Origin of the sequence: Dyella sp. (assembly GCF_035503745.1) — a bacterium.
Lineage (GTDB): Bacteria > Pseudomonadota > Gammaproteobacteria > Xanthomonadales > Rhodanobacteraceae > Dyella_B.
Window position 1 is genome coordinate 189,980 of record NZ_DATJTC010000018.1, and the last position, 12,810, is coordinate 202,789.

Consider the following 12,810-nt stretch of genomic DNA (forward strand, 5'->3'; position numbering starts at 1 on the left):
GCTCGCCGTCATTGGGGTTCTACTATGCGCATCCACCTCGTTCTGCGCCTGGATGGCGCCGGATCGGGGGTTATCTGCTCAAAAAGTAATCACCAGTTTAGAATTGGGTGTATATTCCGCGAACTGCATCACATTTTTACGGTGCAGGTTTGTTGCTAGGTGGGGCAGGAAACCTGACGACTTGGATGTCGCAGGGGCTGTGATCAGCAATCCTGGAGGGAGGCGTTGCGATGACTAGCGACACGTCGATCAGGTGTGTGGTTTGGTTTGGCCAACCCACCAGTGCCGAAAGAACCCGTTTGGCGCAGGCAGGCTGGCATACCCGAGTAGCCGATGCGAACGCGCAGGGGGGAGGCGTTGGCATCCGGCGCGGCGATACCGTGGTAGCAATGGCGGACCTGCGTAACGCGGATGCCGACGCATTGCGAGAAATGGCACGGTTGATGGCCGATCAACCCCAACTTCCCTGGCTGGCGTTGCTGTCGACCGAGACGGTCGTGCAGGCGCCGGAAGTCGAGCGCGTGCTCCGCGCCAGCATCGACTTCTTCACCGTGCCCATCGACATGCAGCGTTTGATCGAAACGCTAGGCACCCTTGCGGGCGATGTGCCCGCGCCGGTGGCCCATGCCGATGTGCCCGGCATCACCGGTTCGAGCGCCGCGATGATGGCGGTAGTGGCAAGCCTGCGCAAATACGCACCGGTGGATCTGCCTGTGCTGGTGACCGGCGAAACCGGTACCGGCAAGGAAATCGCCGCGCGCGCACTGCACAAGCTGTCGCCGCGACGGGATCATCCCTTTGCGGCGATCAATTGCGGCGCCCTGCCGGCCAACCTGGTGCAGTCGGAATTGTTCGGCCACGAACGCGGTTCGTTCACCGGCGCCAACGCACGCCGCATCGGCCACTTCGAGGCCGCCGCGGGCGGCACGGTATTCCTCGACGAGGTCGGCGACCTGCCGCCGGATGCGCAAATCAGCCTGCTGCGGCTGCTGCAGGAAGGCACGCTGGAACGCGTGGGCTCCACCCAGTCGATCAAACTGGACGTGCGCGTGCTGGCAGCCACCCATGTGGACCTTGAAAAAGCGGTGGCGCAAGGGCGCTTTCGCGAAGACCTGTATTACCGGCTCAACGTGCTGCGGCTGCGCATGCCGGCCCTGCGCGAACGCGAGGACGACGTGCTGCAGCTGGCGCAGTTGTTCCTGGATGTGTTCCGCAAGCAGCATGACTGCAACGCGCGCACCTTCAGCGCGCTGGCGCGCAAGGCGCTGCGCGATTTCGCCTGGCCCGGCAATGTGCGCGAACTGCTCAACCGCGTGCAGCGTGCCGCGGTGGTGGCGGAGGGCGCGCAAATCAGCGTCGCGGACCTGGACCTGCAGGATGCGGTCAACGCGCGCACGGGATATTCCAGTCTTGGCCTCACCCGTACCTCGGCCGAACGCGATGCGGTGGTGGCGTGCCTGCGCGAGACGCGCTTCAACATCAGCGAATGCGCGCGCCGCCTGAAGGTATCGCGGGTGACCATCTACCGGTTGTGCAAGAAGCACCAGCTGGTGCTGGAAGACATGCATTGATGCGCAGGCACGCGCACAGGTGCCCGCGCATCGCCGCTGACGGCTAAAACCTAGAACATGTAGGGAACCTTGAACGTCAGCGTGAAGTCCGGCGCATCCGGCGTCATGCCCATGCCGAGCAACGTCACGAAGGTGGTGTGCGAGTTCACCGCGTAGGTGAAGCCGACGTTCAAGGTCGCCGCGTTCGCCTGGCTGCCGATGATCTTGGTCCAGGACTGCCCGGTTTCGCGCAGCGAATCCTTGCCGTTGATGCGGTCGCTGAACGACAGGCTCAAGCTGGCACGGTCGTTGAACGCGAAGGCCAGGCCCGCCCCGTAGTAATAGACATCCGACAATTTGACGCTGCCCGGCGTGATCACTTGCGGGTCGGTGTCGATGTCGCTGAAGCTGCGGATGAATGAATGGATGTAGCCGATGTTGCCGAACACGATCGCCGGATCCATGGTCTTGACGAACGAAGAGCCGAACGTGGCCTGCCACACGCCGTTGCCGGTGGGCTGCCTGGACGGCACGGCGAATTCCTCATACTGCGAGCTGGCCACGTTGTACCACTTGATGCCGTAGGGTGCGCGGCCGCTTGGCGCGGTGAGGCCAAAGGTCAGCACCGTATCGGGACGGCTTTGCGTTTCGGTCAGCAGCTTGTAATTGACGGTGAAATTGACATCGCCGATGGCCTTGCCGGTAGATTCTTTTTCATCGATCGATGCGGCCGAACCGCCCGCGCCGCCTTGCTGGTAATCGGTGGCGCGGCCGACGTAGGGGACGTCCAGGTTCAGGCTCAGGCGCGGCGTAATGGCATAGCGCCCGATCATGTCGTAGGTGAGCGAATCGGAGGTCACGCGATCGATGGCGATGTTGCCCAGGAAGATCGAGTTCAGCGCCAGGAAGCCGTTGAGCGTAAGTTCCGCGCGGTCGTAGTGGTTGTAGGTAAGGTCGTTTTCGAACGTGAACTTGCGGCTGAAGTAGGCGTTCTGCTCCTGCTCCAGCGCGTCCTGCACGCTGCGGCTCTGGCTGGAGGTGGCGGTCTGCGCCGTTTGCGCGGTCGATGCCGATTGCGAGCTTTCCACGCCGCCTGGCGCGGAAGTCGCAGGCGCGTTAGCGGTCTCCGAGGAGGGTACGGCCTGGGCCGGCAGCGGCGCGGTGGCGTTCCTGCCGGTCAGGCGCGCCTGCAGCGCCTGCACCTGGGCATCGAGCACGCGCAGCTTGCGCACTTCCTGCGCATAGCTCACTTTGAGCATCTGCAGCTGGCGGATGAGCTCTTGCACGTCCGCCTGATTCTGCGCGCTCGTGGCCGGTGCTGCGGTGGACTGGGCATCCTGGCCAAATGTGTTGAAACTCGCGAAACCGGAAATCCAACTGCATGCCACCGCGGTGGCCAAAAGTGTCTTGCGCATAGAAGTATCCCCTGGGTGTGGTGAGCGCGCGCTGGGCTAGGGCTCGCGCTCAGTGGCCGATGGTGCGGGACAGGTTGACGGACTGCGCCAGGTTGTGCGCGATCTGCGACGTCGTCGAAGTAACCGACTGCGTCACCAGGCTCACGATCATCTGGTTGGTGACGACCTGGTTGTCGGTAGTCAGGGCAATCGTCTGGCCCAGACTGCCGGCATGGATCCACTGCGATACGCTGCCTTGTCCGGCGACCGACAGGTCCACGTTCGCGGCATCGTTCGAATAGGTGGAAGATGCGGTGGCATTGCCCACCGTGGCCGTGCGGCCATTGGCGGTGGCATTGCCGGTGTTGATGCTTACCGAAGGCGTGGCGTTGTCATCGGCAGGCGCCACACCGCCAGTGACGGGCGCGACGCTGCTATCGGGCGGCGCGATGCTGCCAGTGTTCCCGCCCGAATAGGCCGAACTGTTCAGCGCGGCGCCGGCATTGGCACTGCCGCTGCCCGAGGACGTAGCGCCGATGTTCTGGATATTCAAGCTGGTGATGTTGCTTGCCGCGTTGTGATCGCCGGCAAGTTGCACGCTCTGCGTCAGGCCGCCCACGTTGGCGATGCCGCCGGTCTGCACGCTGCGGGTGATCGTCGATGGCGTCACGGGCAGGGGTGCGTCGGCGGTGGTAATGGTTACGGTGGGAACGAAGGTGACCTGCGGTTGATTGGGGTTCTTGCTGAAATTCATTTGCAGGCTCATCGCGCTTTGCAGCGTCTGACCTGTGTTGGTTTGCCACGTCGAAACCATCTCCACGCCGAAATACACCACCGTGTTGTCGCCTACGGTATAGCGGCCGCGCATGGTGGCCAGTTCGTCGTCGCCGACTTCGTTGATGCCGGATGCGGGGTGTTGTTGATCGGTCGTTTCGTTGGTGGTTGGCAACTGGTTGGCGAGCGCAGGCGCACACCGGCACGCGATGGCCAGTGCGACTGCGGTGAAAATCAATGAACGCTTATACATGGCCAGGCCCTCAGAACAGATCGGCATGGGTGAAGCCGAAATCCAGTAGTTCGGCGTCGGTGATAGCGCCACCCTGGCGCTCGAAGAGGCTCCGTGCACTGGGTTTGTCCACCGGCTGCAGCAGCACGGTATGGCGATCGAAATCGCTCCCAATCACGACAAAAAGGACATGCGAGGGCCAAGCTTTCATGAAATCGTCGAGCATCAAAGTGCGGTTGCCGAGAATCGGATCGGCAAGCTCGACGTGATCGCCGTGCACTTGCTTGAGCACGACAAAATGACGATAACCACGCACGTCCATCAACACGATCACCGGCACGCGCAAGGTGCGCAGGCGCGCCACATTTACGCGATAGCCGCGTCCGCGCATTCCCAGCGATTCCACGTAGTGCTTGATATCGAGCATCGAAAAGCCGCGTTCCTTGACCAGCGTCGGATCGGCCTGGCCGAGCATGCCGTCGATGACGACGTTTTCATCGACATCCAAGTGGTAGCCATAGCGCAGGATCGTCGCGAGCGCGGCGGCGCCGCAGCTGTAATCGGTGTGCTGGCGCACGATATTGGCAAAACGCAGTTCCTGCATGCTGGTGATGGGCGTGTAGTACTGCGCGCCATTGGGCAGCACGCCGGCGAAACTGACGTCGCCAGCGAATGCATGCATGCTCCAGCACGCCGTGGCGAGCCCGAGCAGGCCAACGATGTGAGAACTGATGCGTCGCACGTCCTTATCCCCATCCTTGTGAAGGGAAGACCCCCTGCCCGCAGGGGACGGGCAGGGGGCTTCCACATGGTGCCCGGCGGCATGTCGCCGGGTTACCGCCCTCATTGCCGTCTTGCGACGGCGCATTCCTCCACTTCCCCTTCCTCTTACGGGTTGGCGACCGCCATCGACAGGCTGTTGCTCTGCAGGTTGCCGGTGCCCGAGGCTTGGTTGATGCCCAGGTTGCCGCTGAAGTTGGCGGCGACGTTGCCCTTCAGGGAGCTGGTGTTGGTCGTCGCTTGCGGGTAGCTGCACCAGCCGAGCGTGCCCGGATCGTTGCTCACGCTATTGCCGGTGATTTCCTGGTCGAGCGTCGAGGTGGCCAGCGCATACACGTTGTTGGACGTGGTGGCGGCGGCGAGCGAGTTGCTCTGCTCGTTGTTGTCGCCCGAAGCCTGGTTGACGCCCACGTTGCCCGATGCATAGTTGAATGCATTGCCGCTGATGCTCGACTTGTTGGTCGTGCCGTGGTTCCAGGTTGCATCCTGGTGAACTGACTGGCTGGTGAACGTTTCAGCATCCGCCATGCCGCCGGCATTGGGATCGTTGCCGCTGCTGCCGCTGCCGCAACCGCCGCTATGCTGGCAGTCGAAGGTGAAGCCCGCATCGCTGCTGGAGCTTCCGGCTGCGGCGATGGCCGCGCTGTTACCCTGCTGGTTGTCGTCGCCGGACGCCTGGTTGACGCCCACGTTGCCCGAGGCGTCTTCGCCCACGTTGCCCTTGATGCTGGACGTGTTGCTTACGTCATGATGATTGCCCACGACGTTCCAGGACGAACTCTGGGTCGTGTTGGACAGCGCCACGGCTGCGGCGTTGATGTTGATCTGGCCGCTGACTTTGGGGTCGCCGTTGATGCTGACGTCAGAACTCAGCGAAACCTTCTTGTGGATCTGCACGCTGCTGTTTCCGCCGTCGTCATGCGCATAGGCAACCGACGCGCCGAACGCGCCAACCACAGCCAATGCAATCAAAGTCCTTCTCAGATTAGCGTTCATAGTGTCTTCTCTCTTGACTGGATATTGCAGATGGTTAATGCGAAGAGGCCGGCGCGGACAACAAAAGCAAGTTGTCCGATGCGTTGCCGGATCCCGCGACCTGGTTGAGTTGCATCACACCGTTGAATCCTTCCATTGCGGACGGATCGACTCCCACGCTCCGCGTGCCGCCGGCCTGTGCATGTTGTGGATTCGAAGGTGCCTGCCCCCCTGCCGACGCAGAAACGGTGGCCGACAGGGTGCCGTCCGTCGTCTCGCGTATGCCTTGAGCGGTCAGCGCCACGCTTACGCCGTTGAGCTGTGCGTTGCCGTTGCCGCTGACCTGATTGATCGATGCGATGCCCTGTCCGTTGTCGTAGGCATGACCGCCGATCGTGGCTGTCGCATCGAGTGGAACATCGGTTGTGTTGTAGTGCGTGCGCTGCCGGGCCTGGATCAGGGTCTGGCTCTGGCTTCCCGACGCGAACGCGTGCAGATTGGCCTGCGCATTCGCATCGCCCGACGCCGTGTTGACCGAGCTGATGCCCTGCGTGCCGGACAGCGCGTTGTCGCCGATGCTGTTGCTGTCCAGATAGCTCAACATCGAGGCGTAGCTGTCCGTGCTCGCCGTTTGCGCGAAGACGGGCGGACACAGGGCGATGGCGGCGATGGATCCGGCCGCGCCAAGCGCGAGGGTGCAAAGCGTCCGCTTCATGGCGCGCCTCAGTGACCTGCGCCCATCATCGGGATCTGCGACAGCGCTCCGGTAACCTGGTCGCCGATACCGCGCGTACTGTCGGTGACCGAAGCGGCTGCGCCGGCGCCACCGGCCGTGCCGCTGACCAGGTTGCTCACGCCGTTGTTGCTGACCGCGCCGGCGCTGTTGCCGCCGGAGTTGGCGCCCAGTGCCGTTCTAAGCGAGCGCTGCACGCCGGTCGATCCCGAGGCTGGGTTGCCCGCGTTGGGGCCGGCATTCAGATCGGCGATCTCCGCATCGGTAATCTCGCCGGAGCCGGCGCCACTCATGTTGTTGCTCAACTGCGGATTGGGCGAGGCGCTCACCATCAGCGCCAGCCCCGGCGCCGTGGGCGCGCGATCGGCTGGACGGGTGGCCACGTTGCGGATCAGTACGATCTCACCCGGTTTGGCCTTCTGCGCGACGCGGGCGCCGTCGGCCAGGGAGATAGCGGGTGCCAACGCGAGAGCGATGATTCCCGCGAGGCATGCGCAACGGCATACCTGGCTTCTGTCGACTGGATGCATGGCGTCCATGGGCGAACCTCCCCTTCAAATCCTGATGAATGAAGGGCAAACACCGTGCCAGCGCCGGCAATCGGCGCAAAACCGCGCAAAATCGAGCGTTGACGTCAACGGTTCGTCTACGCCGCGTGGAAGTGTTGTTACACGCTGTTACAGGCGCGCGGTGCGGTTTTCTTCGCCTGGCCTTGTCGCGGCTCGGTTTTCAGCAGGTGTAACATGTCTGTTACAGCTCACGTCCCGATGGACAACGCCGGCGTATGTTGCGCGCCGCTGGCGCATGCCGTTCGCCGTGGCTAGGATGTTGCTTATCCCCCTTTCCTTCTGGCGGCACGGCCCCGGTGGCCGCGCCAGGAGCGTTGCATGTATTCAACGCAGGAGTTTCCGGTGCAATCTCTCGTCGATCTCGGCAAACGCTATTGGCTGCCGGTGTACAAGCCGCGCGATCTGGTGCTCGATCATGGCAAAGGCGCGCGCGTGTGGGATACGGAGAACCGCGACTACGTCGACTTCGGCGCGGGCATTGCGGTCAATGCGCTCGGCCATCAGGATCCGGATCTGCTCGCCGCGCTGAGCGCGCAAGCGGGCAAGCTCTGGCACAGCAGCAACGTGTTCTACACCGAGCCGCCGTTGCGCCTGGCGCAGGAGCTGGTGCAGGCGTCGGGCTTTGCCGAACGCGTGTTCCTGTGCAACTCCGGCGCCGAGGCGAATGAAGCGGCGATCAAGCTGGTGCGCAAATGGGCGGCAACGCAAGGCAGGCCGCCGGAGCGGCGGGTCATCGTCACCTTCCGTGGTTCGTTCCATGGACGCACGCTTGCGACCGTAACCGCTACGGCGCAACCGAAGTACCAGGAAGGTTACGAGCCGCTGCCGGGCGGTTTCCGCTATCTCGACTTCAACGATGCCACCGCGCTGGAACATGCGTTTGCGACGGGCGACGTCGCCGCGGTGATGCTGGAGCCCGTACAGGGCGAGGGCGGTGTGCTGCCCGCTGCGCCGGGTTTTCTCAAGCGCGTGCGCGAACTCTGCGATGCGCATGGCGCCTTGCTGGTGCTGGATGAAATTCAGTGCGGCATGGGGCGCACGGGCAGCTTGTTCGCGCACGTGCTGGATGAGGTTGTCCCCGACATCGTAACCCTGGCCAAGGCGTTGGGCTGCGGTTTTCCGATCGGCGCGATGCTGGCCGGTCCGAAGGTCGCCACGGTCATGCAATTAGGTACGCATGGCACGACCTTCGGCGGCAATCCGATGGCGGCCGCCGTGGCGCGTGTCGCCTTGGGCAAGCTGTCTTCTTCCGCGCTGTTGGCTCATGTGCAGCGCCAATCCGCGCGACTGCGTGAATCGCTCGTGGCGATGGGTGCGGAACTTGGCGTGTTTTCGCAGGTGCGCGGACGCGGCTTGATGCTGGGCGCGGTGCTGGCGGAGGCTTATCGCGGCAAGGCAGGCGATATCCTCGACTACGCCGCCGCGCACGGCCTGCTGCTGCTGCAGGCGGGGCCGGATGTGCTGCGTTTCGTGCCGCCGCTGAATATCACTGACGAGGAACTTGCCGATGGCCTGGCGCGGCTTCGCGTGGCACTGACGGCATTCGTCGGGCAATAATCACGCCGATACACGTCGTTGTTACTGGAACATCCCGATGAAATTTCTGCACAGCATGGTTCGCGTGCACGACCTCGATGCTTCGTTGCGCTTTTTTTGCGATGGGCTGGGCCTCAAGCAAGTGCGCCGCATGGACGTGCCGGAAGGCAAGTACACGCTGGTGTATCTGGCCGCGCCCGACAGTCCCGATGCGGAGGTGGAACTGACGCATAACTGGGGTTCGGAAGAAGACTACGGCTCGGCCCGCAACTTTGGTCATCTGGCGTTTCGCGTCGAGGACATCTACGCCACGTGCGAACACCTTAAGTCGATGGGCTACACCATTCATCGCCCGCCGCGCGACGGCCACATGGCGTTCGTGCGTTCGCCCGATCGCATTTCCATCGAGCTGCTGCAGAACGGTCATTTGCCGCCGCGCGAACCGTGGGTGTCGATGCCCAATACAGGCAGCTGGTAAACGGCGCTTCGCGTGGCGTCACGCCTTGCCGGCAGGCAGGGCAGTACCGCAGATGCGGCAGTAGACGGCATCGCCGTCGTGCTCGACCAGGCCGCACTGCGTGCATGTGGCGAATTTACGCCTGGCACGCATGCCGGCCGCCAATTCCGCGGTGAAGATGCCGGTTGGTACGGCGATGATGCTGTAGCCGATCAGAATGATCAGCGAGGTGAGCAGTTTGCCGAGTGTGGTCTTGGGCGTGATGTCGCCGAATCCCACCGTGGTCATGGTCACGATAGCCCAATACATCGATGTCGGTATCGATGTGAACCCGTCTTGCGGTCCTTCGATCAGATACATCAGCGCGCCGAAGATCAGCACCAGGGTAAGGATGGTGCTGAAAAAGATCAGCACCTTCCGCCGCGCCCGGATCAGCGTCAACCACAACAGATCGGCTTCGCCCACGTAGCGGGTGAGTTTCAGGATGCGGAAAATCCGCAGAATACGCAGTGCGCGCACCACCAGCAGGTATTGGCTTCCCGCCGCGACCAGGCTGATCCACGTGGGCAGCACCGCCAGCACGTCCACCACGCCATAGAAGCTGCGCACGTATCGCCACGGACGATCGACGACCATGATGCGTGTAACGTATTCGAGCGTGAAGACCAGCGTAAACAGCCACTCCAGCGCGTAGAAGATGGCGCCATAGCGCGCGTGGATGTCCGCCACCGTATCGAGCACGGCGACAACGATGCTGCCGAGAATGGCGGCGATCAGCAGGACGTCGAAACGCCGCCCGGATGCATCGTCATGTCCGAAGATGATATGAAACCAGCGTGCCCGCCATCCCGCCTGCGCTGCGGGGCCCAGTTCATCGGCCGAAGGCGCGCGCGTCGGCATGGCCGTCAGCCGCTGCGTGCGGCGCGCATGGCGCTGCGCGCGGCATCAAGCGTAGCGGCGATGTCGTCATCGCCGTGCGCGGACGAAAGAAAGCCCGCCTCGAACGCGCTGGGCGCCAGATACACGCCACGCTCCAGCATGCCGTGGAAGAAACGGTTGAACATCGCCGTGTCGGCCGCAGTGGCCTGGGCGTAGCTTTCCACTTTCTCGCGCGTGAAGAACAGACCGAACATGCCGCCCACCCGGTTGGTGCTGAACGGAACGCCCTCGCCATCGGCCACGGCCTGCAGCCCGTCGGTCAGCAGGCGCGTGCGTGCCGCCAGCGTAGCGTAGAAACCGGGTGCCTGGACCAGTTCCAGCATGGCCAGGCCCGCGGCCATCGCTACCGGATTGCCGCTCAGCGTGCCGGCCTGATAGATCGGGCCGGCGGGGGCGATCTGCTCCATCAGTGCGCGGCGGCCGCCATAGGCACCCACCGGCATGCCGCCGCCGATGATCTTGCCGAAGGTGGTGAGGTCCGGCGTTACGCCGTAATGCGCCTGCGCGCCGCTCAGCGCAACGCGAAAGCCGGTCATCACTTCATCGAAGATCAGCAACGTGCCATGCCGCGTGCACAGATCGCGCAAGGCCTGCAGATACCCGTCCTTCGGCGCAATGCAGTTCATGTTGCCGGCGACCGGTTCGATGATCAGCCCGGCGATGTCCGCGCCGTGTTCGGCAAACAAGTCCTGCGCCGCGACAATGTCGTTATAGGGCAGCGTGAGAGTGAGATCGGCGTTGGCTTTGGGTACGCCCGGCGACGTGGGAACGCCGAAGGTCAGTGCGCCAGAGCCGGCCTTCACCAGAAAGCTGTCGCCATGGCCGTGGTAGCAGCCTTCGAACTTCACGATTTTGCTTCGGCCTGTGGCGCCGCGGGCAAGTCGGATGGCCGACATGGTCGCTTCGGTGCCCGAGTTCACCATGCGCACCATGTCTACCGAAGGCACCAGCCGCACGATAGTTTCGGCCATCGTGATTTCGGCCGGGCAGGGTGTACCGAAAGACAGGCCATCGCGCACCGCGTGCTCCACCGCTTCGCGCACCTGCGGGTGGTTGTGACCGACGATCATCGGCCCCCACGAGCCCACGTAGTCGATGTAACGCTTGCCTTCCACGTCCCACAGATACGCGCCGTCGGCGCGCGCGGTGAAAAAAGGTTCCCCGCCCACCGACTTGAATGCGCGCACCGGAGAATTGACGCCGCCCGGCATCAGTTGCTGGGCGCGCTGGAAGAGTTCGTGGTTGGTCATGGAGAAGGGGCTCGATCGAAAGAATAAAGTTGGGAGAAGCGCTGCGCGGACGCGCGAATGTCGGCCATGCCGAACACGGCGGAAATCACCGCCAGATAGTCGGCGCCAGCGGCAACCAGATCCGCGCCATTGTCGGGTGTGATGCCGCCGATCGCCACCCGGGGCACGCCCAGGGCGGCGCTGTGCCGCAGTAATTGGATGCTGGCGCGCCGCGCGAACGGCTTGGTGGGCGATGTGAAAAAGGCGCCGAACGCGACGTAGCTGGCGCCCTGTCGAACGGCTTGCTGCGCACGTTCGAGCGAGTCGTAACACGACACGCCAATGATGGCGCCGGGCGCCAGCGTGCCGCGCGCCTGGGCGATGTCGCCATCGGCCTCGCCCAGGTGCACGCCGTCCGCACCGATGGCGCGCGCAAGAGCAACGTCGTCGTTGACGATCAAGGGCACCGCGTACTCGTGGCATAGCGCAAGCAGCGAACCCGCTTCGGCGTGGCGTCGGGCGGGTTCATCGGTCTTGTCGCGGTATTGGACCAGGCGCGCGCCACCCGCCAGAGCCAGATGCACCGCTTCCAGCAGATCGGGGCGCGGGCCGTCCGTGATCACGTAAAGACCGCGGCCCGGAAAGGGGAGGGGGAGCATAAATGAAAGGCAGCGTGGGGTTTGTCCGCCTTTCGCATCGGCGGAGGAGTTGCGAGAATGCACTATTAACTCCGATCTGGCGACGTACTCATGAACCAAATTTCCACCGAGACCACCCTGCGCAAATGGATGTGCGTGGTTTGCGGCTTTATCTACGACGAGGCCCTGGGCCTGCCCGAGGAAGGCATCGAGCCCGGTACCTCCTGGAGCGACGTGCCCGATACCTGGACGTGCCCGGATTGCGGCGCCACCAAGAGCGACTTCGAGATGGTGGAAATCGACTGACATCCGCCGCGCGCTGCCTGCAAATCGCCCGATTTCGCCAGCGCCCAGGCCGTTTCCCCTGGTGGAATGATCCTCGTGCGAATCCTGATCCCCGAGGAACGGCCATGCAGCAATTCATCCCCTTTGAAGACGACTGGGACGCCCTGGAACAGATGCGTCCCGATGCCCTGATTCCCTACCGCGTGGGCCTCGTTCAGGCTCATGAGCCGGCAGGCGTTCAAAAATCGGTCGCGCCGGCGCCGGTGCAGCCCGGTTGCAGTGCCGGCGTCCCGCCTGGTCCCGGTCGCCAATAGCCAGGTTTCAAGCACGGTGCGGGAGCCGCCCGCACCCGTTGGCCTGGGCGCGGCAGATCCAGAGGCCGCGTACCTGGGCCGTTTCTCGTCCCGGCGGGAGCGCCGCGGCGAAAATTTGGTGCGGAAGCGCGTTTTTGCCCCTTCACAGAAACCCGGGCCGGCGCTATGATTCCACCCCCTTCGACAGAAAGCCCAGGCTCGAGGGGTTCCCCAAAAAACCGAGCGCAACTTTCCAAATTTTGGGTGTTGACGGAAGGCTAAAGGGATGTAGAATGGGCGGCTCACCCGGGACGAAACGCTTCGGGGCGATCTTCAAGAGAAGGTTGCAAGTGATTGATCTTTGACAGTGTGCGCAGGTGACTTGTGTGGGCGCCTTGCGGTGGAAGGGAAACCTGTCCATAAATG

The 12,810-nt window shown here is 63.5% G+C and carries 14 protein-coding genes; 5 read left to right on the plus strand and 9 right to left on the minus strand.

What is annotated here, in order from left to right; all coding sequences use genetic code 11:
• Positions 1 to 230: 230 nt before the first annotated feature.
• A complete protein-coding gene (locus VME63_RS07540) occupies positions 231 to 1,571 on the plus strand; it encodes a sigma-54 dependent transcriptional regulator (protein ID WP_325431869.1) in 1,341 nt (446 codons plus the stop codon).
• 50 nt (positions 1,572 to 1,621) lie between these two features.
• Here the strand turns inward: VME63_RS07540 and VME63_RS07545 are convergent, their stop codons facing one another.
• The 6 genes from VME63_RS07545 to VME63_RS07570 form a co-directional block, all read right to left on the minus strand.
• On the minus strand, positions 1,622 to 2,965 hold the full coding sequence (locus VME63_RS07545; protein ID WP_325431871.1) for a hypothetical protein: 1,344 nt from the start codon (positions 2,963 to 2,965) through the stop codon (positions 1,622 to 1,624).
• 49 nt (positions 2,966 to 3,014) lie between these two features.
• The gene (locus VME63_RS07550; protein WP_325431873.1) at positions 3,015 to 3,971 is read right to left on the minus strand and encodes a hypothetical protein; all 957 of its coding nucleotides are present in this window, start codon (positions 3,969 to 3,971) and stop codon (positions 3,015 to 3,017) included.
• 10 nt (positions 3,972 to 3,981) lie between these two features.
• Positions 3,982 to 4,632: a C39 family peptidase gene (locus VME63_RS07555; RefSeq protein WP_325431875.1), complete on the minus strand. Its 651-nt coding sequence runs from the start codon at positions 4,630 to 4,632 to the stop codon at positions 3,982 to 3,984.
• 206 nt (positions 4,633 to 4,838) lie between these two features.
• Positions 4,839 to 5,726, minus strand: a complete 888-nt coding sequence (locus tag VME63_RS07560; RefSeq protein WP_325431877.1) for a hypothetical protein — start codon at positions 5,724 to 5,726, stop codon at positions 4,839 to 4,841.
• 34 nt (positions 5,727 to 5,760) lie between these two features.
• Positions 5,761 to 6,420 (minus strand): hypothetical protein, encoded by a 660-nt coding sequence (locus VME63_RS07565; protein ID WP_325431879.1) that lies wholly within the window; start codon positions 6,418 to 6,420, stop codon positions 5,761 to 5,763.
• Positions 6,421 to 6,428: 8 nt separating this feature from the next.
• Positions 6,429 to 6,902: a hypothetical protein gene (locus VME63_RS07570; protein WP_325431881.1), complete on the minus strand. Its 474-nt coding sequence runs from the start codon at positions 6,900 to 6,902 to the stop codon at positions 6,429 to 6,431.
• A gap of 423 nt (positions 6,903 to 7,325) precedes the next feature.
• Here VME63_RS07570 and VME63_RS07575 point away from each other — a divergent pair, with 423 nt between their 5' ends.
• Positions 7,326 to 8,564 (plus strand): acetylornithine/succinylornithine family transaminase, encoded by a 1,239-nt coding sequence (locus VME63_RS07575; protein WP_325431883.1) that lies wholly within the window; start codon positions 7,326 to 7,328, stop codon positions 8,562 to 8,564.
• Positions 8,565 to 8,601: 37 nt separating this feature from the next.
• Positions 8,602 to 9,021, plus strand: a complete 420-nt coding sequence (locus VME63_RS07580) for a lactoylglutathione lyase (RefSeq protein WP_325431885.1) — start codon at positions 8,602 to 8,604, stop codon at positions 9,019 to 9,021.
• 18 nt (positions 9,022 to 9,039) lie between these two features.
• Here the strand turns inward: VME63_RS07580 and VME63_RS07585 are convergent, their stop codons facing one another.
• From VME63_RS07585 to thiE, 3 genes are read right to left on the minus strand one after another with little or no spacing between them, the layout of a single operon-like run.
• Positions 9,040 to 9,900, minus strand: coding sequence for an ion transporter (locus VME63_RS07585; RefSeq protein ID WP_325431887.1), 861 nt, complete (start codon positions 9,898 to 9,900; stop codon positions 9,040 to 9,042).
• A 5-nt stretch (positions 9,901 to 9,905) separates the two neighbouring features.
• A complete protein-coding gene (gene hemL, locus VME63_RS07590) occupies positions 9,906 to 11,189 on the minus strand; it encodes a glutamate-1-semialdehyde 2,1-aminomutase (RefSeq protein ID WP_325431889.1) in 1,284 nt (427 codons plus the stop codon).
• Entirely contained in the window at positions 11,186 to 11,827 is a 642-nt protein-coding gene (thiE, locus tag VME63_RS07595) for a thiamine phosphate synthase (protein WP_325431891.1), read from the minus strand. Before thiE ends, hemL begins: the two co-directional genes overlap by 4 nt.
• A gap of 90 nt (positions 11,828 to 11,917) precedes the next feature.
• Between thiE and VME63_RS07600 the strand changes: the two genes are divergently transcribed.
• Complete coding sequence (locus tag VME63_RS07600) at positions 11,918 to 12,112, plus strand: rubredoxin (protein ID WP_325431893.1); 195 nt, start codon at positions 11,918 to 11,920, stop codon at positions 12,110 to 12,112.
• A gap of 104 nt (positions 12,113 to 12,216) precedes the next feature.
• On the plus strand, positions 12,217 to 12,405 hold the full coding sequence (locus VME63_RS07605) for a hypothetical protein (RefSeq protein WP_325431895.1): 189 nt from the start codon (positions 12,217 to 12,219) through the stop codon (positions 12,403 to 12,405).
• The last annotated feature ends 405 nt before the right edge of the window (positions 12,406 to 12,810 follow it).